A 24,388-nucleotide genomic window follows, 5' to 3' on the forward strand; every position below is an offset into this window, starting at 1 on the left:
CTCGTCATGCGTGTGAACAGCAACACCAAGGTCCGCACCCGGGCGGCCGTGGGCCTGACCGTGGCCGTGCTGGCCGTCGGCGCCACGGCCGGCGCCGGACCGGCCACCGCCCAGCCGAAGGCCGCCCCCGCGGCGGCACCGGCCGCCGACTGCAGCGCCGCCTACCGCATCGAGCAGAAGCTGTCCTCCGGCACGACCTGGCGGATGTGCTGGCGCTACGACGGCAAGGCCGGCCTCGTCCTGGAGAAGATCTCGTACCAGCCCAAGGGCGAGCCCAAACCGATCAGAGTCCTCAACAGCGCCCGCCTGGGCCAGATCCACGTCCCCTACGACGACGGCTCGGTCGAGTACGACGACCTCACCGGCTTCGGCTTCGCCCAGGGCCTGATGAACCTGGCACCGGGCGAGTGCCCCGGCGGGGCCATCAAGACCGTCAAGGTCCCCGACTCCTGGACCGACGACCCGAACGTCAAGGGCCTGTGCACCACCACCCGCTCCCGCGGCCACGCCTACCGCATGCAGGGCGACACCGCGAACAAGGTCTACCAGGCCCAGGGCAAGGACCTCCTCGTCTACACGGTGAACCAGGTCGGCTGGTACGAGTACATGACCGAGTGGCGCTTCCAGGACGACGGCACGATCACCATGAACGTCGGTGCCACCGGCAGCCTGTCCTGGGACGACTACGACGCCGGTGACGGCCGCGGCTGGCCCATCGGCAAGGGCGCGAGAGCCAAGGCCACCAGCCACAGCCACAACGTCTTCTGGCGGCTCGACTTCGCCCTGGACGGCTCCACCAAGAACCGCGTCGAGCAGTACGACTCCGCCGTCGCCGCGCCGACCCGGGGGCAGCGCGCCCCCACCACCAAGACGACCCGCACCAAGGTGACCAAGGAACTGGCCGGAGACAGCAAGAACTACCGCTGGTGGCGCATGGTCAGCGCGACCGGCAAGAACAAGGACGGACACGCGCGCTCCTACGAGATCGTCCCCGGGGCCACGACCAAGTACCCGGGCCGCGGCTACACCAAGCGCGACCTGTACATCACGCAGTACAACAAGTGCGAACTGTTCGCGAGCCACAACCCCGGCAACTGCGGGGCCGGAGCCGGAAAGTCCGTCGACAAGTGGGTGAACGGACAGACCCTGACCCACCCGGTCGTCTGGATGAACATCGGCTTCCACCACATAGCCCGGGACGAGGACCAGCAGCCCATGCCCGTCCACTGGCAGGGCTTCTCCATCGCCCCGCGCGACGTCACCGCCATGAATCCGCTCACTCCGGCCGAGCTCGCCTGGCAGAACGGCCAATGGCGGCCGCGCGGTTGAGAACCACCCTGCCCATCCGGCTGCACCGCCGACCGCTCCCGGAGTACCCTTCCTTGATCGTTGACAAGGGCGGTGCCCGGGGGAGCGGAAGGCGGTGCGCGGGTGGGCTCGGGAGGGCTGGAGCTGCCCCCTGGTGACGAGGGTCACGAGGGGCACTCCGCAGATGTCCCGACCGGTGCCGTGTCCCTGGCGCGGCCGATGGACGCGACGGGCTCGATCGGTCCGGAACTGGACTGGGACGCCGACGCCTGGCGCGAGGTGCGCACCCGCGCCCAGCGGGCCGGCCGGGCCTACATCTGGCTGAACCTCGTCGAACAGCGGCTGCGCGCGGTGGTCGCCGCCGTCCTGCGGCCGGTCTACGAACCGGTGCACGGCGAGGACTGGGTGGTGGCCGCCGCCGGACCGGCCGGCCAGGAGTGGGTGCAGCGCGCGGTGGCCGTGCGCGAGGTCAGCCGCCGCAAGGGCTATCTGCTCGACCCGGCCGACGACAACGTGCTGTCCTTCCTCACCCTGCCGCAGCTGCGCGAGCTGATGGTGCAGCACTGGCCCTGCTTCGAGCCGTACTTCGACGACCGCAGGGACGTCGAGCTCGCCCTGGACGAGCTGGAGGTCACCCGCAACGTCGTCTCCCGCAACCGGGCCCTGTCCGAGGCCGTGCTGAGCCAGGCGGAGCGGGCCTCTGCCCGGCTGCTGGAGATGCTCGTCGCCGGCGGGGACGTGCCGTCCGCGCGCCGGCTGCCCATCGACGCGGTCGAGGACCTGGTCGGCGACCGGTACGCCGACGTGGTCGCCGTGCACGCGGACCGGGTGCGGCTGATGCGGCAGTTCCCGGCCGAGGACATCTTCGGCGCCGCCCGCCGTCTCGACGCCATCGGCATCGGCCTCAACCTGCTCGTGCAGAACTTCTCCGGCCGGCGCCTGGTGCGGCTGGCCGAGTCCGGCTGCCGGGTCAGGCTGCTGTTCCTCAACCCGGCCTCCAGCGCGGTGAAGCGGCGCGAGCGCGAACTCGGCATCAAACGCGGCGAGCTCAGCCGGGCCGTCGAGATGAACATCCTGCACATGCGCCGGGTGCGCGCCCGGCTGCGCGACCCGGGCGCCTTCGAGATCCAGGTCTTCGACGAGACGCCCCGCTTCACCGCGTACCTGGTCGACGGCGACGGCGCGGACGGCATCGCGGTCGTGCAGAACTACCTGCGCCGGACGCGGGGCATGGAGGCACCGGTTTTCGTCCTGCGCAACAGCGGCAAGGTGGTCAAGTCGGGCGAGATCGACGAAAGCGGCCTCTTCCCCACCTATCGCGAGGAGTTCGAGGTGATGTGGGCGGATTCGCGGCCGGTGTCGTGAAGTGTGCCCGCCTTGCGCGGTGGTGCCCGGTCCGTCGGCGGGCGTGAGCGGAACGCGGCCCTCTGATTGTCAGTGGTGCGTGCGAAGGTGGAGGCCACTGGGGGAACGCACCACAAGAAGGGGGACCGCCCATGAGCTGGCACCGGGAGCTGCTGGTCGGCTTCGACCTGGAGACGACGGGCACGGATCCGCGCGAGGCGCGCATCGTCACGGGGGCCGTGATCGAGGTCAGGGGCGGAGAGCCGATGGGACGCCGGGAGTGGCTCGCGGACCCGGGAGTTCCGATCCCCGAGGACGCGGTGGCGGTGCACGGCATCAGCAGCGAACGCGCGGCTTCCGAGGGCAGACCGGCCGACCAGGTGGCGGACGCCCTGGCCGACGTCCTCACCTCCTACTGGAAGACGGGCGTGCCGGTCGTCGCCTACAACGCGACCTTCGACCTCACCCTGCTCTCCGCGGAGTTGCGGCGCCACGGCCTGCCGTCCCTGCGCGACCGCCTGGGCGGGGTGGACCCGGCCCCGGTCATCGACCCGTACACCATCGACCGCTGGGTCGACCGCTACCGCCGCGGCAAACGCAACCTCGAAGCCGTCTGCGCCGAATACGGAGTCGTCCTCGACGCCGCCCACGACGCCACGGCCGACGCTCTGGCGGCCGCCCGCCTGGCCGGCGCGATAGCCGACCGCCACCCCAAGATCGCCACCCTCGGCCCGGCGGCCCTGCACCATCGCCAGATCGAGTGGTACGCGCGGTGGGCGGCGGACTTCCAGACCTTCCTGCGTGGCAAGGGCGACGCGACGGCCCTGGTCGACGGGGCATGGCCTGTGCGGGAATTGGCGGACGAACCGGTCTGACAGAGCTCGCCGGCCGTCAGAACGGATACCACCGCACCGTCTCGTCCCCCTCCCGCAAGGACCTCACTCGCCGCTCGAACTCGGCCAGCGCCTTCGGGTTGCTCGGCGCGTGCTGGGCGACCCACGCACAACTGGCCGTCTCCCGGGCCCCGCGCAGCACACCGCAGCCCTCCCACACGCGTACGTCCCAGCCGTAGGTGTCGGCGAACGACGCGTACGCCCCGTCCGACACCCCGTACCGGTCGTGGGACAGCACCATCACCACCAGGTCGTGCTCCCGCAGATCCGCGGACACCGTCTCCAGGTCCACCAGTACGGGCCCGTCAGGGCCGACATGCACATTGCGCGGCAGCGCGTCCCCGTGGATCGGCCCCGGCGGCAGATGCGGGGTGAGCGCGGCCGCCCGCGCGGCGAACCCGTCCCGCCGCTCGCGCAGATACGCCGCGTCCGCGGGGTCGATCGCGTCCCCCGCGAGCCGCAGCCAGCGCTCCACACCGCCCAGCAGATCACGGCCCGGCAGCTCGAACGGAGGCAGCGCGGTGGCGTGCACGACCCGAAGGAGTTCGGCCAGATCCCGCGGCTCGGCGGGCCGCACGGCATCCGGAAGCCGGTGCCACAGCGTCACCGGATGCCCGTCCACCAGCAGCGCCTCGGGCTCGGCCGCCCGCACCGCCGGCACACCCGCCCCGGCGAGCCACACCGCGATGTCGAGTTCACGGCGCGCCCGGCCCAGGAGTTCGGAGTCCCGGCCCACCTTGACGACCAGGTCACCGGCGGCGAACACCGCGTTCTCGCCCAGGGCCAGCAGCCGTGCCTCCCGGGCCGCACCGGGCAGCACCCCTGCCGCCGCCAGTACGTCCCGCGCCCGAGTCTCGTCCATCGTCCGCCTCCGCCGTCCACGCTTCGGCCGTCGGGTCCCGGCCGTTCACCGGTCAGTGTCGCATCGGCGCAGGCCGGGCGGCGGCCGGCTGCTCCTGGGGCGGCACCCGCGACGGTGTGCTGCGGAGGCGACTTGAGGAGGACGGCACCCGGCGCCGACGCGCTACCGGTGCTGCGGCGCATTCGTCACGCACGCCGGCGCCGGCGGCAGCCAGGAGGGCCTGGTCACCGCCACACCGATGATCGCCGTCCCCCAGGCGGCGGACCAGTTCGCCAACGCGGAGATGCTCCAGGGTCTCGGCGTGGCCCGGTACCTCCCCGCGGAGGAGGCGACCGGCGAGACCCTGCGCGAGGCGGCCCTCGCCCTGGCCGGTGATCCCGAGGTGGCCCGCCGGCTCCAGGAACTCCAGGCGCAGACGGCCCGGGAGGGCGGCACCGGGCGCGCGGCCGACCTCATCGAGGGCGCACTGGACGCCTCATGGCAGGCCAGGCATCGACGTCCGGTGACGTGCTCCGTCGTCTCGTAGGCGAAGGCGGTGTCCTCGATCAGGGCCCGGGTTCTCGGCGTACTCGGGTTCAAGCTCAGGAGTCCGCCGGTGGTGACCGTCCCCGCGGGACCGGAGCCGGTTCGGGGATCCTGAACAGCTGCTCGGCGGCGGATGCGGAAGGGCCCGCCGGTTCCCCCGGAGACCGACGGGCCCTGCGTGCGGCGGTTTCGGTCAGACCTTGACGGGCTCGCCCTCGTCGTCCCGCGCCGCCGGTCGGGCGATCGCCTGCGGTGCCTCGTCGTGCGTGAGGTCCGGCAGCCGGTGCAGCCACTTCGGCAGGTACCAGTTGCGCTCGCCGAGCAGCGCCATCACCGCCGGCAGCAGCACGCCCCGGATGATCGTCGCGTCGATGAGCACCGCGGCGGCGAGGCCGACGCCCATCTGCTTCATGGACTGCATGGACAGCGTCCCGAAGATCGCGAACACGGCGACCATGATGACCGCGGCACTGGTGACCACTCCGGCCGTGGTGACCACACCGTGCCGGATCGCGTCCGTCGTCGGCAGGCCCCGAAACCGCGCCTCACGGATGCGGGAGACCACGAACACGTGGTAGTCCATCGACAGCCCGAACAGGATCACGAAGAGGAACAGCGGCAGCCAGGTGATGATGGCGCCGACACCCTCCGCGCCCACCAGGGACGCGCCCCAGCCGTGCTGGAAGACGGCGACGAGGATGCCGTACGCGGCGCCCACCGACAGCAGGTTCAGCACGATCGACGTGATGGCGATGGTCAGCGAGCGGAACGACAGCAGCATCAGCGCGAAGGCGAAGAGCACCACGAACGCGAACACCGGGACGACGGCGCCCGCCAGCTGGTCGTTGAAGTCCTTGGAACCGGCCACCTGCCCGGTGATGGGCGCCTCGACCCCGTCCACCTTGCCGAGCGTGGCCGGACGCACCTCGTCGCGCAGCTTGTCCAGGCTCACGCCCGCCTGGTCCTGGTCCGAGCCGCCGACCAGCGGGACGTAGACGAACGCGACGTTCTGCGCGTCGTGCAGCTTGATCTCCACCGGGCCGCGCGAGGCGCCCGAACTGATCGCCCGTTCGCGGAAGTCGGCGAGTGCGGACTTCACCTCGGGCGCGTTGATGTCGTCCGCCTTGACGATCACCTCGGCCGGTTCGGAGCCGCCCGGAAAGGCGTCGTTGAGCCGGTCGTACGTCTGCACGATGGGCAGCGAGTCGCCGAACTCCTGGTCCAGGGTGAACTGTTGCGTCTTCATGCCGAGCGCGGGAGCCGTGATGGCCAGCAGCGTACCGGCCGCCACGACGACGGCGATCACCGGCTTGGCGAGGACGCGCCGCAGTACGGCCGTCCAGAACCGGCTGTCCTGGCTGTCGCGGCCCCGCTTGCGCCGCCGCAGGAACGGGATGCGGCCCTTCTCGACGCGCTCGCCCAGCAGCGACAGCAGCGCGGGCAGCACCGTCACGGAGCCCACCATCGCCACGGCCACCACCATCAGCGAGGCCAGACCCATCGCCTCGAACTCGGCCAGCCCGGTGAACAGCATGCCCGCCATCGCCACGCACACCGTGACACCCGAGACGACGATCGCCCGGCCACTGGTCGCGGCGGCGATCCTGAGGGCCGTCTGCGCGTCCCGGCCGGCCTCGCGTTCCTCGCGTTCGCGGCGCAGGTAGAACAGGCAGTAGTCGACGCCGACCGCCAGACCGACCAGCAGCATCACGGAGTTGGCCGTGTCACTCATCGGCATGACGTGGCTCACGACGCCCATCAGACCCATCGTCGCCATGATCGCGGTGACCGCGAGCGCCACCGGCAGCAGCGCCGCGACCAGTGCTCCGAACGCGATGAGCAGAATGCCGAGGGCCACCGGCACCGCGGAGTACTCGGCCTTCTTGAAGTCGTCGCCGAACGCGTCGTCGAACGTCTTCATGATGCTGGCGCCGCCGATCTCCTCGATCCGCAGCGCCGCGTGGTCCTGCTGGACGCCCTCGACGGCCTTCAGCACCGGCTCGATCCGCTCGCCCGCGGTGTCCGGCTCGCCCCGCACGTCGAACTGCACGAGCGCGCTGCGGCCGTCCTCCGAGATCGTCTTCGTGTCGTACGGCGAGGTCACGTCGGTGACCCGGCCCGTCCCCTCGACCGCTCGCACGACAGCGCCGACGGCGTCCCGGAACTCGGCGTCCGTCGCCTTCAGGCCGCTGCCCTTCGCCTGGATCAGGACCGTCTCACTGGCGGGCTCGTCGATCCCGGCGTCCTCGATGATCCGCGCGGCGGTGTGCGTCTCGCCCTTCAACTGGTCGCTGTCCTTGACGTCGACCCGGCCCGCCACCGAACCGAGCCCCATCGCCAGGACGACGAACAGCACCCAGATGCCGACGGCGGCCCATCGGTGCCGGGCGCTCCAGCCACCGGCCCGGGCGGCGAGCCCCCGCACCCGTATGTCTCCGTTCCCCATGACGGGCCTGCCCCCTCGTGATGCGGTGGCGACCCCCTGCCGCCCCCTTCCGTTCCGAAGGTATGGGCCGGATCAAGCCGTCTCGTCGTGCTGCCCGGTGAAAGGGCGGGGCCGCACCTCATCCCCACGGAGCGAGCCCCCTCCCCACTGGGGAGGACCCCCACGGACGGTGGTCCCTTACACCTATCGGGAGACATACCGGGCTCCCCGGGTGTGTGGATCCTGAGCAGACGGTTGTGCCCCGCGAAGACCGGTGAGTACTTTACGGGGCCGGGCAGCCGCCCGCCGCGGCCGTCGTGCCCACCCCCACGGGGCACGACGGCCGCTCTATCGTGAGCGGATGACGACGACATACGCGGCTCTGCTGCGCGGAATCAACGTGGGCGGCAGCAGGAAGGTCCCCATGGCCGACCTGCGCACGCTCCTGGTCGGCCTCGGCCTCGACGACGTCCGTACATACCTGCAGAGCGGCCAGGCCGTGTTCTCCTCCGGCCACGGGGACGAGGAATCACTGGCCGCGGAGATCGCGCGGGCCGTCGAGAAGCACTTCGGCTTCGCCGTCGACCTGATCGTGCGCGACCACGCCTATCTGCGGGCGATCGCCGACGCCTGCCCGTTCCCGGCCGCGGACCTGGAAGCCAAGCAGCTCCACGTCACCTACTTCTCCGCGCCCGTCACCCCCGACCGCTTCGCGGAGATCGACCGAGAAGCCTGTCTCCCCGAGGAGTTCCGCCTCGCGGACCGGGCCCTGTACCTGTACGCCCCGAACGGCCTGGGCCGCTCCAAGCTGGCCGAACAGCTGTCGAAACCGCGCATCAACAAGGGCGTGATCGCCACGACCCGCAACTGGAACACCGTCGTCAAGCTGGTGGAGATGACAGGTGCCTGAGCACAACCCGGCCGTCGAGTCGGCGATGGAGGGCGAACTGGCCCTGCTCACCACGAAGATCCGTTGTTCGCCCGAGCGGGTCGGGGCGCTGCTGCACCCCGACTTCCACGAGTTCGGCGCCTCCGGCCGGCACTGGAGCCGGGCCGCGATCATCGCCTCCCTGGCCGCGACCACCGAGCCGGGAGCCCGGCCCGTCGCCGTCTCCGCGCTGAGAGGCGTCCAGCTCGCCCCGGACCTGGTCCATCTCACCTACGACACGGAGTACGACGGCAGCCGCGCCCACCGCAGTTCGCTGTGGCGGCGCGCGGAGGGCCGCTGGCTGCTCTGGTTCCACCAGGCGACCCCGTTCAGCGAACGGACCACCTGACGGCGCTCCCCGCGCGCCCCTGTCGGCAGGCCCGGCGCGGCTCGCGGGGCAGTGCCCCCGGTCGGGTTCCCCGGGATCGCTGTACGGCGTCCGGCGCACAGGGAAGTCCTCGTTCCTGCCGAAACCTTCGGCCCTGCGCCAGGGGCAAGGTCATCCCGGTCGCCGTTCCGGTGAACACCTCCGCCGCCACCTCCGTACCTACGGACGCAGGGACGGCACGAGAACGGAGTCTCGCGAGAGGAATCGCACGGCCACCGACAGGAGCCCGCAGTCATGAGCGACACGAACCTCGTCTACGCCTACGCGGTCCTGCGCCGCACCCCCGAGGCCGCGGCGGCGACGGCCCACCCGCGCGGTGTCGCCGGAGAGCCGATCCACCTGGTCGCCCCGGCGGTCACCGGCCCCCAACTCGCCTTCGCCGTCGGCCACGTCCCGTCGGCCGACTACGCCGAAGCCCCCCTCCAGGCCCACCTCGACGACCTGGACTGGCTGGAGTCCACGGTCCGCTCCCACCACGCCGTGGTGGCCGCCCTGGTCGCCTCCGGCACCGCCGTGCTTCCCCTGCGCCTGGCCACCGTCTACCGCGACGAGGACACCGCACGGCAGGCCCTCGACACCCGCCGCGGCTACTTCCTCTCCCTGCTCGACCGCCTCACGGGCCATGTCGAACTCGGCGTCAAGATCTACGCCGCCCCGGACATCACTCCGCCCGAAGCCGGCACCGAGCCCGGGCAGGACCCGGTCACCGCCCTCGGAGTCGGCCGCGCCTACCAGGTGATCCGCCGCCGCAGACAACGCCGGAACGACGACGCCTGGCGCACGGTCGCCCTGGCCGCCGCCCGACTCACCGAAACGGCCGGCGCCCTCGCCGTCGACCGCGTCGCCCACACCCCCGAACGCGGCAGCCTGGCGGGCTCGGCCCCGGGCACCAACATCGGCAACGACGCCTACCTCGTCCCGAAGGACCGGGTCGCCGCCTTCCGCACGGGCATCCTGGCGGCCGCCCGGGGCGTCCCCGGCCTCCGCGTGGAGATCAGCGGTCCGTGGGCCCCCTACTCCTTCGCCCTCCAGCCCCAGCCGCACGAGGAGACGGCGGCGTGACGCTCACCTCGTCCGCAGCCCTGCCGACGCCCTCGGACACCGAGGGGTGCCGGAGACGGTCGAGAACACCGTGCGGCCACACCGGCGCGATGGCACGGACATCCGGCACCCCACGTACACCAGACCCCGGACTTCCGCCGACCCGGCACGGGTCCGTGGCCCTCGCCCCGTCCGGGCGCTCCTGACCGGCCGTCGGGCCGGTCAGGAGGATCTGGCCAGGGCAAGGACGACGTTGTGCCCGCCGAAGCCGAAGGAGTGGCTGACGGCGACGCGGACGTCCTGCCGGCGCGGCTCCTCGGTGACGCAATCGATGTCGAACTCGGGCGCCGGGGCGTCCAGGTTCGCGACCGGCGGTACCGTGCCGTGCTGCAGCGTGAGCACCGTCAGGGCCGCCTCGACGGCGCCCGCCGCGCCCAGGCTGTGGCCGAGCACGCCCTTGGGCGCGGTGACGCTGGGGCGGTGCGGCAGCACCCGGGAGATCAGGGCGGCCTCCCCGGCGTCGTTGAGCGGCGTCGAGGTGCCGTGCGCGTTGACGTGGTCGACGTCGCCCGGGGACAGGCCGGCGTCCGCCAGGGCGGTGCGCAGCGCGGCCTCCGCGGCCCGGCCGTCCGGGGCGGGTGCCGTGGGATGGTACGCGTCCGTGGTGCTGCCGCAGCCCACCAGCCGGGCGCGCACGCGCGCGCCCCGGGCGGCGGCGTCCCCGGCCCGCTCCAGGACGAGGACGCCGGCGCCCTCCGCCATGACGAACCCGTCACGGTCGGCGTGGAAGGGCCGGGACGCCCCGGCGGGCGCGTCGGTACGCCGGGACAGGGCGCCCACACGCCAGAAACCGGTGGCCGTCAACGGGGTGACGGCGGCTTCACTGGCCCCGGCCACCGCGATGTCGCACCGGCCGGAGGCGAGCAGGTCACGAGCCGCGGCGACAGCGGTGGCGCCCGAGGCGCAGGCCGTGGCCGGGGCGAAACTCGGACCACGGGCGCCCAGGTCGATGGAGACCTCCCCGGCCGCCATGTTCGGGATGATCAGGGGGATGGTGAGCGCCGAGACCATGTCGGGGCCCCGTTCCTCCAGGCGCCGGGCCTGCTCCTCGCGCACCGCGTCCGCGCCCAGCCCGCAGCCGATGACGACCGCGACCCGATCGCCGTTCCACGTCCGCGGATCGAGCCCGGCGTCGCGCACCGCCTCCCGGGCGGCGAGCACTGCCAGCACGGCGTTCCGTGACATGCGCCAGGCGGCGCGTCCGACGCGCCGGTCCAGGGCGTCGCGGGAGAGGGGGACACGGCAGGAGAAGTCCACGGGCAGACCGGCCAGCATCGGATCGGAGGCGGCCGCGCTGCCCACACCGCGGCAGACCGTGCCCCAGGTGGCGTCGGCGTCCTCCCCGGCGGGGGTGAGCAGGCCGACACCCGTGACGGCGACCGGCTCGGTCACGACCGGGCCGCCCTCTCCGTGTTCTGCGCGCTCTCCGCGTTCTCCGCGCGCAACGTCTCGATATGGTCGACGACCCGGGCGAGGGTCGCATCGCGGGAGACGTGTTCGTTGCCGATCCTCACTCCGAGGCGCTCGTGCACGATGAGCACCAGCTCCGTCAGGGCCAGCGAGTCCAGGTCCAGTTGCCCCAGCGTCAGCTCGGGCCGGATCTCGTCCTCCGGGACGCGGAAGGCGCTGGTCAGGATGGAACGGACGGTGGTGTAGGTGTCCGGCACGGCGTTTCCTCGCTGTCGTTGGGGGCGGGCGGGGCGGACCGGGTGAGCTCGGCGATGCCGGCGTCGAATCCGATCGGTGGCTCGAAGTCGAGGTCGCGGCGTGCGGCGGTGAGGTCGAAGTAGTGCGGATGGAGCAGTTCCGCGACGAGGAAGCGGCTCAGGGCGTGGGTGCGGGTGCTCCGGGCCGCGCGCAGGAGCGCTTCGCAGGCGCCGGCTGCGGCGGTCGCGAGCCGGGGCGGTAGGGCGCACCAGCGGGCGTCGAGGCCGGCGGCCCGCAGAAAGTGCCGGGTGATCTCGCGCAGCGGACGCGGATCGTCCTGGCCGATGAAGTAGGCGCGGCCGCCCGCCTGCTCCGGTGACTGCCGCAGCCGGTCCAGGGCGAGCAGATGGGCGTGGGCGGCGGTGCGGACATGGGTGGTGTCGACGAGGTTGGAGCCGTCCCCCGGCATCAGCAGCCGGCCGACCCGCACGGCGCGCGCGAGGGCGGGGACGAAGTGGGGGTCGCCCGGCCCCCAGATGATGTGCGGGCGCAGCGAGACGGTGGCCAGCTCCGGACCGTGTGCGGCCAGCACCAGGGCCTCGGCGCGGGCCTTGGTGGCGGGGTAGGCGGCCAGGTGGCAAGGGGCGTGGGGGAGGCTCTCGTCGACCCCTTCCAGGCCGCAGGGCCGGAAGGCGACGCTGGCCGTCGAGGTGTGGAGGAGCGTGCGGACGCCGTGGGCGCGGCACTGCTGGATCACATGGCGGGTGCCGACGACGTTGGTGGCCCAGTAGGGCCGCGGCGGGCCGCTGACGCCGGCCAGGGCGGCGTTGTGGACGACGGCGTCGCACCCGGCGACGGCGCGCGAGACCGCCGCAGGGTCGGCGAGGTCGCCCACGTGCTGCCGGACGTCGAGCTCCTCCAGCGCGGTGCTCGGGCGGCGGCACAGGGAGGAGACGACGTCGCCGCGTGCGCGCAGCTGACGGCAGATCTCCCTGCCGAGGAAGCCGCTCCCGCCGGTGACCAGTACCTTCATCGGCCCCTCCCGCGCAGGTGCCGGGCGGCCCAGCCGGCCAGGCGCATGCGGTCGATCTTGGAGTTGTGCCGGGGGTCGGTGGGGAAACGGGGGCGGATCAGCAGGGCGCCGACGCGGTGGCCCTCCGGATGGTCCTTCAGGGCCGCACGCACGGCTGCCAGGGCAGCGCCGCGGGAGGTGGCGGGCAGGGGTTCGACGCACAGGACGGGCAGTTGGCAGACGGCCGTGCCGACCCCGACCAGGGCGGTGCGCCGGATGCCGGGTGCGGTGTCCGCGGCCGCCTCGATGTCCTCGGTGGTCAGAGTGAAGCCGGGGCCGGTGATCAGGTGGGCCTTGCGGCCGAGGAACCACAGCCGGCCCTCGTCGTCGAGCCGGCCCAGGTCCCCGGTGCGGTGCAGCACGCCGTGGTCGGTGTCGCTCTTGGCGACGGCGTCGGCGTCGGGACGCGCGTGGTAGGCGGGGCTGACGGTGGGACCGGAGACGGCGATCTCACCGAGCCCGGTGGCGTCGGTGTCCAGGATCCGGGCGCGGAGGCCGGGCAGGGGCCGGCCCAGACAGGTGCCGGCGTGCCCGGCGGGTGGCCGATCGCGGGTGGCACGCAGGTCGTGGTCGTCGATCGAGGAGACGGGCAGGCACTCCGTGGCGCCGTACACGCTGAGGATCTCGGCGTCGCCCGGCACGGCCTCGCGCAGGGCTTCGGTGAGGCGGACGCGCAGCGGGGCGCCGAAGGACAGGACCTGCCGTACCGAGGGAAGCCTGATGCGGTGGCGGGCGCAGTGGCGGGCGATCAGGGTCAGGACGGCGGGAGACGCCAGCAGGATGCTCGCCCGGTGTTCCAGGACCGGCCCGACGAGTTCCTCCGGCGAGGTGCGGGCCGGGGCCAGGTGGTTGACGGCCGGGGCGAGGGTCGCCACCCCCAGCAGCGGGCCGAGCAGTGCGACGGGCAGGAACCCGGCGAGGAGTACGTCGTCGGGCCGGGGATCCATCAGAGTCGTCAGCGCGTCGAGCTGGCCGGCCAGCGTCGTGTGGTGGTACTCCGCCCCCTTGGGCCGTCCCGTGGACCCGGACGTGAAGGCGATGAGGGCCGGTCCGTCGCCGTCGGGCTCCGGCGTCCGCGGAAGCGGGCCGGCGGCGTCCGGCGTCCGGGTGACCAGCCGCCGCGCCCCGGGGAGGGGGGCGGATCCGGTGACCAGGGGGATCCGGACGTGGGGGCGGCCCCACCCCAGGGCCCGGCGCCCGAGGTGGGCCAGCGGTTCCCCGACGAAGACGTCCGGAGCGACGTCCTCCAGGCAGCGGCCCACCTCGGCGCGCGGTTCGATCAGCACGGGGACGGCGCCGAGGAGGCCGAGGGCGTAGGAGACGGCCGTGAGGTCGTGGGCGTCGCGGGTCATCACGACGGCCTTGTGGCCGGGCCGGACCCCCGCCTCGCGCAGGGCCCGCGCGAGGCGGTGACAGCGCCCCACCAGCTCGCCGCGACGGGTCGTGCGGGAGGCTCCCTTGCGGCATTCGACGAGGGCGACGGCATCGGGCCGTCCGGCCAGGCGTGCGGCGATGCCGGCAACGGTCACGGTGCCCCCTGGAGGAAGTCGCGGATGAGGTCGCTCAGTTCGGCCGCGGCGTCTTCCATCACGAAGTGCCCGGCGTCGGGGAAACGGTGGATGACGGCGTGCGGGTGGCGGCGCGCCCACTCCTCCAGCAGGACCGGAGTGAACACGGGATCGCGCATGCCCCAGCCGATGAGCAGCGGCAGCTCCGTCAGGCCCGGTCCGGCACCGGGAGGGTCGAGCAGTCGCCAGACGGGGTCCGCCGGGCCGCGGGGGATCGCGCGCACGGCGTCCGTGACGGCCCTGCGTTCCCGCCTGCGGGCGTAGGGGCGCAGGAAAGCCCGGCGTTCGGTCGGCGGCAGCGGGCGGTGCACCCCGGCGTGGACGGCGACGCGGGCGAACGCGTTGGTGGCGTGGACGAATTCCGCGACCGGCCGGTGGTCACGGATCCAGCGCAGGTAGAACGGCAGCCGGAAGCCGTCCGGGAAGGGGAAGGCCAGGGTGTTGCAGACGACCAGCCGGGCCACGACCCCCGGGTTCCGCAGCGCCCAGGCGATGCCGAGCGGGCCGCCCCAGTCATGCAGGACGAACGTCCAGCCCCGCTCCGGCAGGCCCGCGTCCCGCACCAGGTGGCGGTGGAGACCGTCCAGGCCTTCCAGCTGGGCCTCGTAGGGGTCGGGGACGCCGTCCGCCGGCCGCAGATGCCGGGACAGCCCGAAACCGGGCAGGTCCGGTGCCACGCAGCGGGCGTGCGGGGAGAGCCGGCGCAGCAGCGCGCGCCAGACGTAGCTCCACGACGGGTTGCCGTGCAGGAACAGCACCGGCGGGCCGGAGCCGAGGTCGAGGTAGTGCTGTCCGGTGACCGGCACCCGCCGCCAGTGCCGGGGCGCCGGATAGCCCGGCAGCAGCCGTGCCCGGGCGGCGGCATCCGGTACCGGGGCGTGGCCGGCTGGTGCGGTCACCACCGGACGAGGGCCAGGCCGAAGCTGAAACCACTGGCCAGGCCGATCATCCCGACCAGGTCCCCGCTCTCGATGCGGTCGGTCTCCCGGGCCTTGGCCAGTTGCAGGGGCAGGGACGCCGCCGCGCAGTTCCCGTGCTCGGCCACCGCGGGCATGCACCGGTCCTCGGGGAGGGAGAACGAGTCGATCACCTCGCGGTACTGCGGCATGGCGATCTGGTGGAAGGCGATGAAGGCGAAGGCGCCGCAACGCGCCGCTTCGAGTTCCTCCCCGGCCGTGTCCAGGATTTGGGGGAGCACGTCGAGCGCGCTCTGCCGCAGGTCCCCGTTCAGCCGCAGGGTGGTGTGGTCCTCGTGGACGGAGAGGTGGTGCATGCTTCCTCCGCCGGCCACCGTGCACGCCTGCCAGGCCGGGGAGTTGCTGACGAACCGCAGGGACAGGATGCCGGGGTCGCCGTCGCCCGCGGGGCCGGCGGTGAGCACCATCGCGGCGCCGGCGTCGGAGGCGGTGTAGCCGGGCAGGGCCCTGAGCAGATCCTCCCGGGTGGGGGTGTGCCAGCGGGTGGCCAGGGTGGAGGGTTCACCGCAGGCGATGAGGACCGTGCGGTAGCGGCCGGTCTCGATGAACGACGCGGCCACCTCCATGGCGTTGAGGAAGCTGTTGCAGGCGTTCTTGACGTCGAACACCGGGCAGGAGGCGCCCAGTTTGGTGGCCACGATGTGGGCCGTGGCGGGTTCGACCAGGTCCTGCGAGGTCGAGGCGAACAACAGCAGGCCGATGTCGTCGATCCTCAGGTCCGCCTCGTCGAGCGCCGAGCGGGCGGCCTTCACGGCGAGATCGGAGGCGTTCTCGCCGTCCTCGTGCACATGGACCCCCCGGACCCCGGTGAGATCCTCCAGCAGACCGGGCGGTGGCGCGTAGCCGCCGGTCTCGGTGATCTTCACGCGGATCTCCTCCAAGGTCCGGTAGCGGGACGGAAGATGAGCGGAAACGGCGGCGATGCGCGCGCGGAGGGCTTCGGGCACCGCGTCACCGTAACGACGCGATGTACGCCGACGGGCCGGAATGCCGTTTGTACGGTGGTCTCCACCCCAACGAGTGATCCGCAGCGGGTTCTTCGTTCCCCGAACCCGTCCCAGCCGCACCATGTGACCGGCAACCGGCGTGTGAAGACGGGGGACTTGACGATGCACCAGCTCGAACGGGCCGTGGCGGTGGTGGGTGTCGGCTGTCGCCTTCCCGGTGGCGTCACGGACCTGGACGGACTGTGGTCCGTGCTGCGTGACGGGCGGGACGTGGTCGGCGAGATGCCCGCCGACCGGCTGCCCCGGGACCGCACCGTCGACCCGGGCCCCGTGCGGCCCGGCCGCAGCTACACCGCCGCCGGCGGTTTCCTCGACGACGTGGCCTCCTTCGACGCCGCCTACTTCGGCATGTCGCCCGCGGAGGCCCGGCACATCGACCCGCAGCAGCGACTGCTCCTGGAGATGGCCGCCGAGGCACTCGACGACGCCGCCATCCCCGCCGAGTCACTGGCCGGGTCGGACACCTGCGTGTACGTGGGCGTCTCCGACCCCGGCTACGGCGTGAGCCTGTCGATGATGCAGAACCACACCAGCCCGCACACCATGCCGGGCGCCACCCTGTCCATCACGGCGAACCGGATCTCCTACGCCTTCGACCTGCGCGGCCCGAGCATGGCCGTCGACACGGCCTGCTCCTCCGCCCTGGTCGCCCTGGACCGGGCCTGCCGCACCCTGCACGAGGGCACCGGCCGCGTCGCCCTCGTCGGCGGTGTCAACGTGCTGTCCAACCCCTACTCCTTCGCCGGGTTCTGCTACGCGAACATGCTCTCCCGGCGCGGACGCTGCGCGGCGTTCTCCGCGGACGCCGACGGCTTCGTCCGAGCCGAGGGCGGCGGGGTGGTCGTCCTCAAGCGCCTCGCGGACGCGGTGGCGGACGGCGACCGCGTCCACGCCGTACTGGCCGCCACCGGCAACAACACCGACGGCCGCAGCACCGGCATGATCGTGCCCAGCGCCGAGGCCCAGGAGGCGCTGCTGCACACGGTCTACGCCGAGGCCGGCATCGACGCGGACGACCTGGTGTACGTCGAGGCCCACGGCACCGGCACACAGGTCGGCGACCCCGCGGAGGCCGAGGCCATCGGCCGGGCGCTGGGCCGGCGCCGCCGCCGCGGCCCGCTGCCGATCGGCTCGGTGAAGTCGAACGTCGGCCACCTCGAACCCGCCTCGGGCATGGCCGGCCTGCTCAAGGCCATCCTGGTGCTGCGCCACCGGCTGGTACCGGCGTCCCTGCACGCCCTTCCCCTCAACCCCCGCATCGACTTCGACGGCCTCGGACTCGCCCCCGCCGTCGAGCCCGTACCGCTGGAGCCGGGCGAGAGGGCCGCCGTCGGCGTGAGCGCCTTCGGCTTCGGCGGGGCCAACGCCCACGCCGTCCTCACCCTGCCCCCCGCCGCCCGGGATCCCGAGCCGGGCCCGGCGCCGCAGAGCCGCCCGCTGCCGCTGGTCGTCTCCGCGCGGTCGCCCAAGGCGCTGAAGCAGATGACCGCCCGCATGGCGGAGCGGCTGCGGAACACGGCGCCGGAGGAGTTCTACGACCTGGCCCGCACCAGCACCGTACGCCGCACCGCGCACCCGCACCGCGCCGCCGTCCTGGCCGCCGGCCCGCAGGACGCCGCCCGGCAGCTGGACCGGCTGACGGTCGCGGAACCCGCCCGCGGGGCCGTCGTACGCAAGGGCGAGCGGGACGGAACCGCGTTCGTGTTCTCCGGCAACGCCTCCCAGTGGCCGGGCATGGCCGCCGACCTGCTGGAGAGCGAACCGGCCTTCCGCCGGGCCGTCGAGGAGGCCGACGCGGCCCTGGCGCCCCACCTGGGCTGGTCGGTGACCAAGGAACTGGCCCACCCGCGCCCGAGGACGTGGCAGCGCACCGAGATCGCCCAGCCGGTCCTGTTCGCCGTGCAGGTCGGCCTGACCGCACTGCTGGCCTCGCACGGGGTGCGTCCGCGGGCGGTGACCGGACACAGTGTCGGCGAGGTCGCCGCCGCCCACACCGCCGGAGCCCTGACACTGGAGCAGGCGGCGCTGGTGATCGCCGAGCGCAGCCGCACCCAGGGCGCCACCGCCGGCCGGGGCCGCATGGCCGCCGTCGGCCTGCCCGAGGCACAGGCTCGCGAGGAACTGCTCCGTCACGACGGGGCACTGGAGATCGCGGGCGTCAACAGCGACCGTGACGTGACCGTCGCCGGGGACGCCGACACCCTGGCGGCCTGGGGGGCCGAACTCACCGGCCGCGGTGTCTTCTTCCGCGAACTGGACCTGGACTACGCCTTCCACAGCCGGGCCATGGACCCCATCGGGGAGCCCCTGCTCGCCGCCCTCGACGGCCTCGAACCCGCCCCGGCCCGCATCCCGTTCCTCTCCACCGTCACCGGCACCCCGCTGAACGGGACCGAACTCGACGCCGAGTACTGGTGGCGCAACGTCCGCGAACCCGTCCGGTTCGCCGAGGCCGCCGCCCGCCTCGCCGACGGGCACGCCGGCCTCCTGGTCGAGATCGGCCCGCACCCGGTGCTGCGCCCCTATCTGCGCCACACCGGCGCCACCTGCGTGGCCACCCTGCACCGCGACGGGGACGGCCCCCGCGAGGCCGCGGCGGCCGTCGCCGCGGCACTCGCCGCCGACACCGCGACCGACTGGAGCCACCACTTCCCCCGCCCGGGCCGGGTGGTCGACCTGCCCGCCTACGCCTGGCAGCACGAACGGCACTGGCACGGCGCCCCACAGGACCTCGTCAAACCCGCCATCGGCAGTGGCCTGCTGGACCATCCGCTGGTGGGCGAGCGGATGCCAGCCCCGCACCCCGTGTGGCACGGCACCGTCGAACCGCAACTGGTGCCCTGGCTGGGCGACCACCGGATCGGCGACGACGTCCTCATGCCGGCCGCCGCCTACGTGGAGATGGCGTTGAGCGCCGGCCGGCGCGCCCTGGACCGCCCGGTCGAGGTACGGCACCTGGAGATCGGCCGTCCGCTGGCCGTGCCGTGGCCCGACCCGACCCCGGTCGCCCTGCAGACCTCGGTCACCCCCGACGACGGCGCCGTCACCATCAGCGTCCGCGAGGAACACGGCGGGGAGTGCGTGCCCGTCGTACGCGCCCAGGTCCGCACCCTGCTCGGCACGGCACCCGCCCCGCTCGACGTCGACGCGCTCCGAGCACGCTGCGACCGCGCCCTCGACGGTCCGGACTTCTACCGGACCTGCCACGGCATCGGCCTGAACTGCGGTCCCGACTTCCAGCTCATCGACCACATCGACGCCGGCGACGACGAGGTGCTGGTCAGCTACCGGCTGCGGCACGACACCGACGCCTACACCGCCCACCCCGTCCTGATCGACGCGCCGCTCCAGGCCACCGTGGCCCTCGCGGGGGCGCAGGCGGAGTCCGCCGCGTTCCTGCCGACCGTGTTCCGGTCCGTCCGCGTGTGGCGCACCCCCGCGCCCACCGGCGTGGTGCACCTGCGCCGACGCGGTCGCGGCGCCAACGAGATGTGCTGGGACATCACCTACGCCGACCCGGACGGCACGGTCACCGCCGAGATCGAGGGCTGCCGCACCCGCCGCGGCCACATGACCGAGCGCGTCCCGCTGACCGTCCAGCACACCGTGCTGCGGGCCGCCCCCCACCCGGCACGTCCCGCCGCGCCCTCCCCGCTTCCCGAGCCCGTCGAGGTGGTGCGCGCGGCCGAACCGCGCATCGCCGCCGCCCGCACCGCCCTGGACGACGACGGCCACCGCCGGTTCACCGCCGCCGCGGAACGGGCCGGCGCCCACTGCTGGGCGGAGACGCTGCGCGGACTTCTCACCGACCCCTCGGCCCCGTTCTCGATGGCCGACCTGGTGGCCGGGGGCATGCAGCCCCGGCACCGGCGGCTCGCGCGGCTGATGCTCCCCCTGCTGACGGAACACGGTCTCGCCCGGCAGGCGGAGGACGCCTGGCAGCTGACCGGCGCGCAGACCAGGGCGGAGGCGCTGCTGCGCGACCTGGTGGAGGACCATCCCGCGTTCGGCGCCCGCACCCTGCTCCTCAACCGGCAACTGCGCCGACTGCCCGACGTGGTGCGGGGACGCGCCGGCGCCCCCGAACCGCTGCCGGCCGGGGACGGCACTGTGGAGCAACTCCACGAGACGGACCCGGCCCACCGCTTCACCCACCGCGTCGTGCAGGCCCTGCTCGGCGACATCGTCGCCCGCTGGCCGGCCGACCGTCCGCTGCGCGTCCTGGAGTTCGGCGCCACCACCACCGCCCTGACGGCAGCCGTCCTCCCCGTCCTGCCGGCCGACCGGACCCGCTACACCTGCGCGGCCGCCGCCACGAGTGTGCTCACCCGCGCCGAACACCGCTTCGCCTGCCACGACTTCGTCGACCGCCGCACCCTGGACCCGGACGCCGACCTGATCGGCCAGGGCCTGCCCCCGGGCGGCTTCGACCTCGTCCTCGCGGGCGACACCCTGCACGCCACCGCCGACCTGGCCACGACCCTGAGCCGGCTGCACGGCATGCTGGCCCCCGGCGGGCACCTGCTGGTCACCGAAGCTCACCACGCCCGGCTGCAAGCCCTGCTGTCCGGCGCGCTGAACCACTTCTGGGAGCGCGGCGACCACACCCTGCGCCCGGCCTCCCGCATCCTGCCCCGAGACGCGTGGGCACCGCTGCTGGCTCGGTGCGGTTTCCCGCGTGTGGCGCAGACCGGGCCCGAGGACCGTTCCGTCCTGCTCGCCGCGGCGGACCACGGCCCCGTGCCGGACCCGGAGCCGCTGCGGACGGGTCCCGGCGCCGCCTGGGTGGTCGCCGTGGAGGACGCCACCGAGCTGCCGACCGCGCAGGCGCTCGCCGCCCACCTGGGGAAGGCCACCGTGGTCACCGCGCCCGACGACGCCGCCGCCTGGAAGGCGGTCCTGCCCACGGCCCCCGATCCGCACCTCGTCCTGCTGTTCGCCGAGACCGGCCCGCACAACACCGTGGCGCCGACCACCCGTCGCGCGGCGATGCTGCGATCCCTGGCCGCCGCCTGCGACGACCCGCGGGGCCGCACCGGCCCCGGCATCTGGCTCGTCACCCGCCCCACCGGGCTGTTCCCGGCCCCGGAACAGCCGACGCACCCGGTCGACGCGGCCGTCTGGGCGGCCTGCCGCACCCTCGCCAACGAGCGGCCCGATCTGCGCCTGCGGCGTCTGTCCTGCCACCGCACCGGTGACGCCGGCGCCGACGCCCGCCGCCTGGCCGGGGAACTGCTCGCACCCGGCGACGATCCGGCCGCCCGGGAGGACGAGATCGTCCTGACCGCCGGCGGCCGATTCGTCCCCCGGCACATCCAGCATCCGGCCGACGAGCCCCCCGGCGTTCCGGCCGGTGCTCCGTTCATCCTGGAGGCACGCGACCCCGGCCTGCGCAGGCGGCTGGTCTGGCGGCAGACGGACCTTCCCGAGCCCGGTCCGGGGGAGGTCGCGATCGAGATGCGGGCCGTGGCCCTGAACTACCGCGATCCCATGCGGGCCAACGGCCTGCTGCCGCCCGAGGCGGTGGAGAACAGCCCCATCGGCCGCGGCCTGGGCACCGACGGCGCCGGCGTCGTGCGCGCCGTCGGAGAGGGAGTGCGGGACCTGAAGCCGGGGGACCGGGTCTGCGGCCTGGTGCCCGCCGCCCTCGCCTCCCACGCGACGGCCCCCGCCGCCGCCGTCGTCCGCATCCCCGACGGGATGAGCTTCACGGAGGCCTCGACCTTCCCCGTCGCCTTCCTGACCGTGCACCAGACCCTCGTCAACCAGGCGGGCCTTCGCTCCGGGGAGACCGTGCTCGTGCACGGCGGGGCCGGGGCGGTGGGCCTGGCCGTCCTGCAGTGCGCCCGCAGGCGGGGCGCCCGCGTCATCGCCACCGCCGGCACGGAGACCAAACGGGACCTGCTGCGCACCCTCGGCGTCGAGCACGTGCTCGACTCCCGCACCCTGGACTTCGTCCCGCGAGTGCGGGAACTGACCGGTGGCCGGGGCGTGGACGTCGTGGTGAACTCCCTCAGCGGCGAGGCCATCGCCCAGGGCCTCGACCTGCTGCGCCCGGGCGGCCGGTTCATCGAACTCGGCAAGCGGGACATCTTCCTCAACAACCCGATCACGCTGCGCCCCTTCGACCGCAGCCTCACGTTCATCGGCTTCAACCTCGACACCGTCATCGACAACCCGGAACTGGGGTCCCGTCTCCTCGCCGACTTCGAGGCGGAGGCCGCCTCCGGCACGTACCGGCCCCTGCCCCACACCGTCCACCCCGCCGCCCGGGTCGAGGAGGCCTTCCACCTTCTGCAGCACTCCCGGCACACCGGCAAGGTCGTGGTCACCTTCGACCCGCTGGACGAACCCGTCCCCGTGGAGCCCGCGCCCGGCACGCTCCGCCTCGACGGCGACGGCACCTACCTGATCACCGGCGGACTGAGCGGACTCGGCGCCGCCACCGCCCGCCTGCTGGCCGACCGCGGTGCCCGGCACCTGGCCCTGGTCTCCCGCAGCGGCCCCGACGCACCCGAGGCACCCGCCCTGCTCCGGGACCTCACCGCACGCGGCGTGCATGTCACCGCCCACGCCGCCGACGTCACCGAGGAAGCGGCGCTGCGCCGGGTCCTGGACGCCGTGGACGCCACAGGGCACCGGCTGCGGGGCGTGGTGCACGCGGCGATGCACATGGACGACGCGGCGCTGGCCGACCTCGCCGACGACCGGTTCGCCGCCGTACTGGCGCCCAAGGCGGCGGGCGCGGCACTGCTGGACCGTCTCACCGCCGACCGCGACCTGGACCTGTTCCTCACCTACTCCTCCGTCTCGGCCGGTATCGGCAATCCGGGTCAGGCCGCCTACGCGGCGGCCAACGCCTACCTGGAAGCCCTCACGCGGGCCCGTCGCGCCGCGGGCCGGGCGGGTACGACCCTGGCCTGGGGCCCGATCGGGGAGACGGGCTATGTGGCGCGCAGCGGCATGGGGGGCGCGATGTCCGGACGCGGCCTGGAACTGCTCACTCCCGCCGAGGTCCTGACCACCGCCGACCGCTGCCTGGCCGCCGGCACCGATGTCGCGGGCGCGGGTCGCTACCGCTGGGGAACCGCACGTCACCTGCTCCCCGCCCTGGCCACCCCCCGGTTCGCCGCGCTGGCGCCGTCGTCCTCCACCGTGTCCGCGGACGCGCGCACCGAGCTCCTGAGCACGCTGGCGGACCTCCCGGCCGACGAGGCGGTGCGCGAGATCACCGGCACGATCACCCGGCTCCTCGCGGACGTCCTGCAGACCGATCCGGCCGACCTGGACCCGGCGCTCAACGTCACCGACTTCGGTCTCGACTCGCTGCTGGGCGTGCAGTTCCTGACGCAGGCGAGGGAGCTGTTCGACATCCGCCTCGGACCGGCCGACCTGGCCACCGGCCGTACGCTGACCCACTTCGCCCGCCTGGTCCACCAGCGGCTGGACCTGGCCACCGGCGGGTAGGGGACGCGGCCCCTGCGAAGGGCGTCACCGGTCCTGGCGGGGCACGGACCGCGGACCGGCGCCCTCCGTGCCCGGGGCGGTCATCCGGCGACGAGGACCGCCTCCGGCACCTGACCGGCGCCCTGCCGCCCCAGTACGCCGCCGGCCTCTTCGACGCCGAGAATCCGTGCCGCCTCGTACCGTTCCAGTACCACCCGCGCCACCTCCGGCGCCGGGCCCAGGACGTCCGCCAGGACGTCCGCCTCCGCCGCGCCCCGGGCGATGCGGTCCGGGAGGAAGCCGGGGGCCAGGACGTACGGGGCGACGGCGACCCGGGAGCAGCCGAGTGCGCGCAGTTCGCGGACGGCGTCCTCCGTGCGCGGGAGGGATGCGGAGGCGAACGCAGGCCGCACGGCGCACCAACCGGTGTGCCGCCACTCCCGCGCGATTGCTGCGATCACTGCGATCGCCTCCGGGTCGGTGGACCCCGCCGAGGCCAGGACGACCCCGGTCGAGGACTTGTCGGCGGGTGTCAGGCCCGCCTCGTACAGGCGTCGTTCCAGGGCCCCCACGAGGAGAGGGGACGGGCCGAGGACGTCCGCCTGGTGGATGCGCAGCTGCCGGGGCGCGTCCGCGAGGACCGCGGGGATGTCCGCCTTCGCGTGGAACGCCCGGGTCAGGAGCAGGGGCAGGGCGACGACGTCGCAGACGCCCTGCACCGCCAGGGACTCCAGGACCCCCTGCACGGAGGGGACGTTGAAGTCCAGGAAGCCCGTCTCCACCCGCACGTCGGGGCGCTGCGCGCGCACCCGGCGCACCAGGGCGTGCACCGTCGCGGCGTGGCGCGGGTCGCGGCTGCCGTGGGCGATGACGAGGAGCACGGGCTTGTCGATCATG

16 protein-coding genes and 1 pseudogene are annotated in these 24,388 nt (G+C 73.8%); 8 read left to right on the forward strand and 9 right to left on the reverse strand.

Annotation, left to right across the window (positions count from 1 at the left end; all coding sequences use genetic code 11):
- Positions 1-6: 6 nt before the first annotated feature.
- The 3 genes from ABTX62_RS13415 (at position 7) to ABTX62_RS13425 (ending at position 3,527) form a co-directional block, all read left to right on the forward strand.
- Positions 7-1,329, forward strand: coding sequence for a copper amine oxidase (locus ABTX62_RS13415; protein ID WP_352116284.1), 1,323 nt, complete (start codon positions 7-9; stop codon positions 1,327-1,329).
- A gap of 102 nt (positions 1,330-1,431) precedes the next feature.
- On the forward strand, positions 1,432-2,673 hold the full coding sequence (locus ABTX62_RS13420) for a DUF5919 domain-containing protein (RefSeq protein WP_352116285.1): 1,242 nt from the start codon (positions 1,432-1,434) through the stop codon (positions 2,671-2,673).
- Positions 2,674-2,804: 131 nt separating this feature from the next.
- Positions 2,805-3,527 (forward strand): 3'-5' exonuclease, encoded by a 723-nt coding sequence (locus tag ABTX62_RS13425; protein ID WP_352116286.1) that lies wholly within the window; start codon positions 2,805-2,807, stop codon positions 3,525-3,527.
- Between the two features lie 16 nt (positions 3,528-3,543).
- On the opposite strand, the gene ABTX62_RS13430 is transcribed toward ABTX62_RS13425, so the two are convergent.
- On the reverse strand, positions 3,544-4,407 hold the full coding sequence (locus ABTX62_RS13430; RefSeq protein WP_352116287.1) for a phosphotransferase enzyme family protein: 864 nt from the start codon (positions 4,405-4,407) through the stop codon (positions 3,544-3,546).
- 181 nt (positions 4,408-4,588) lie between these two features.
- Here ABTX62_RS13430 and ABTX62_RS13435 point away from each other — a divergent pair.
- Positions 4,589-4,933, forward strand: a pseudogene (locus ABTX62_RS13435) (nucleotide disphospho-sugar-binding domain-containing protein); the annotation flags it as partial.
- A 192-nt stretch (positions 4,934-5,125) separates the two neighbouring features.
- Here the strand turns inward: ABTX62_RS13435 and ABTX62_RS13440 are convergent.
- Positions 5,126-7,378, reverse strand: coding sequence for an MMPL family transporter (locus ABTX62_RS13440; RefSeq protein WP_352116288.1), 2,253 nt, complete (start codon positions 7,376-7,378; stop codon positions 5,126-5,128).
- 340 nt (positions 7,379-7,718) lie between these two features.
- Between ABTX62_RS13440 and ABTX62_RS13445 the strand changes: the two genes are divergently transcribed.
- The 3 genes from ABTX62_RS13445 to ABTX62_RS13455 all read left to right on the forward strand — a co-directional run bounded on the left by ABTX62_RS13445 (position 7,719) and on the right by ABTX62_RS13455 (position 9,735).
- Positions 7,719-8,267, forward strand: a complete 549-nt coding sequence (locus tag ABTX62_RS13445; protein ID WP_352116289.1) for a DUF1697 domain-containing protein — start codon at positions 7,719-7,721, stop codon at positions 8,265-8,267.
- Positions 8,260-8,634 carry a nuclear transport factor 2 family protein gene (locus tag ABTX62_RS13450; protein WP_352116290.1) on the forward strand — a complete coding sequence of 125 codons (375 nt, stop codon included), beginning with the start codon at positions 8,260-8,262 and terminating at the stop codon, positions 8,632-8,634. The genes ABTX62_RS13445 and ABTX62_RS13450 overlap by 8 nt, the downstream gene beginning before the upstream one ends.
- A 273-nt stretch (positions 8,635-8,907) precedes the next feature.
- Positions 8,908-9,735 (forward strand): GvpL/GvpF family gas vesicle protein, encoded by an 828-nt coding sequence (locus tag ABTX62_RS13455; RefSeq protein ID WP_352116291.1) that lies wholly within the window; start codon positions 8,908-8,910, stop codon positions 9,733-9,735.
- A 201-nt stretch (positions 9,736-9,936) separates the two neighbouring features.
- On the opposite strand, the gene ABTX62_RS13460 is transcribed toward ABTX62_RS13455, so the two are convergent.
- Genes ABTX62_RS13460 through ABTX62_RS13485 form a run of 6 tightly spaced genes read right to left on the reverse strand, consistent with a single transcriptional unit; the run spans position 9,937 to position 15,985 of the window.
- Complete coding sequence (locus ABTX62_RS13460) at positions 9,937-11,166, reverse strand: beta-ketoacyl-[acyl-carrier-protein] synthase family protein (RefSeq protein WP_352116292.1); 1,230 nt, start codon at positions 11,164-11,166, stop codon at positions 9,937-9,939.
- Positions 11,163-11,441: an acyl carrier protein gene (locus ABTX62_RS13465; protein ID WP_352116293.1), complete on the reverse strand. Its 279-nt coding sequence runs from the start codon at positions 11,439-11,441 to the stop codon at positions 11,163-11,165. Before ABTX62_RS13465 ends, ABTX62_RS13460 begins: the two co-directional genes overlap by 4 nt.
- On the reverse strand, positions 11,405-12,454 hold the full coding sequence (locus ABTX62_RS13470) for an NAD-dependent epimerase/dehydratase family protein (RefSeq protein WP_352116294.1): 1,050 nt from the start codon (positions 12,452-12,454) through the stop codon (positions 11,405-11,407). Before ABTX62_RS13470 ends, ABTX62_RS13465 begins: the two co-directional genes overlap by 37 nt.
- Positions 12,451-14,022, reverse strand: coding sequence for an AMP-binding protein (locus ABTX62_RS13475; RefSeq protein WP_352116295.1), 1,572 nt, complete (start codon positions 14,020-14,022; stop codon positions 12,451-12,453). The genes ABTX62_RS13470 and ABTX62_RS13475 overlap by 4 nt, the downstream gene beginning before the upstream one ends.
- Positions 14,019-14,960 (reverse strand): alpha/beta fold hydrolase, encoded by a 942-nt coding sequence (locus ABTX62_RS13480; RefSeq protein ID WP_352116296.1) that lies wholly within the window; start codon positions 14,958-14,960, stop codon positions 14,019-14,021. Before ABTX62_RS13480 ends, ABTX62_RS13475 begins: the two co-directional genes overlap by 4 nt.
- Complete coding sequence (locus ABTX62_RS13485) at positions 14,957-15,985, reverse strand: 3-oxoacyl-ACP synthase III family protein (protein WP_352116297.1); 1,029 nt, start codon at positions 15,983-15,985, stop codon at positions 14,957-14,959. Before ABTX62_RS13485 ends, ABTX62_RS13480 begins: the two co-directional genes overlap by 4 nt.
- Before the next feature lie 162 nt (positions 15,986-16,147).
- Between ABTX62_RS13485 and ABTX62_RS13490 the strand changes: the two genes are divergently transcribed.
- The gene (locus tag ABTX62_RS13490; protein WP_352116298.1) at positions 16,148-23,512 is read left to right on the forward strand and encodes an SDR family NAD(P)-dependent oxidoreductase; all 7,365 of its coding nucleotides are present in this window, start codon (positions 16,148-16,150) and stop codon (positions 23,510-23,512) included.
- 80 nt (positions 23,513-23,592) lie between these two features.
- Here the strand turns inward: ABTX62_RS13490 and ABTX62_RS13495 are convergent, their stop codons facing one another.
- A complete protein-coding gene (locus ABTX62_RS13495; RefSeq protein WP_352116299.1) occupies positions 23,593-24,387 on the reverse strand; it encodes a sirohydrochlorin chelatase in 795 nt (264 codons plus the stop codon).
- Between the last annotated feature and the right edge of the window lies 1 nt (position 24,388).

Origin of the sequence: Streptomyces sp. NPDC096046 (assembly GCF_040303285.1) — a bacterium.
In the GTDB taxonomy this organism is placed as follows: Bacteria; Actinomycetota; Actinomycetes; order Streptomycetales; family Streptomycetaceae; genus Streptomyces.

Excerpts from the sequence above, each read along its gene's own strand:
- ABTX62_RS13440 (WP_352116288.1), bottom strand. The coding sequence starts at position 7,378 with ATGGGGAACGGAGACATACGGGTGCGGGGGCTCGCCGCCCGGGCCGGT.
- ABTX62_RS13445 (WP_352116289.1), top strand. The coding sequence starts at position 7,719 with ATGACGACGACATACGCGGCTCTGCTGCGCGGAATCAACGTGGGCGGC.
- ABTX62_RS13495 (WP_352116299.1), bottom strand. The coding sequence starts at position 24,387 with ATGATCGACAAGCCCGTGCTCCTCGTCATCGCCCACGGCAGCCGCGAC.
- ABTX62_RS13430 (WP_352116287.1), bottom strand. The coding sequence starts at position 4,407 with ATGGACGAGACTCGGGCGCGGGACGTACTGGCGGCGGCAGGGGTGCTG.
- ABTX62_RS13415 (WP_352116284.1), top strand. The coding sequence starts at position 7 with ATGCGTGTGAACAGCAACACCAAGGTCCGCACCCGGGCGGCCGTGGGC.
- ABTX62_RS13490 (WP_352116298.1), top strand. The coding sequence starts at position 16,148 with ATGCACCAGCTCGAACGGGCCGTGGCGGTGGTGGGTGTCGGCTGTCGC.
- ABTX62_RS13470 (WP_352116294.1), bottom strand. The coding sequence starts at position 12,454 with ATGAAGGTACTGGTCACCGGCGGGAGCGGCTTCCTCGGCAGGGAGATC.
- ABTX62_RS13425 (WP_352116286.1), top strand. The coding sequence starts at position 2,805 with ATGAGCTGGCACCGGGAGCTGCTGGTCGGCTTCGACCTGGAGACGACG.
- ABTX62_RS13455 (WP_352116291.1), top strand. The coding sequence starts at position 8,908 with ATGAGCGACACGAACCTCGTCTACGCCTACGCGGTCCTGCGCCGCACC.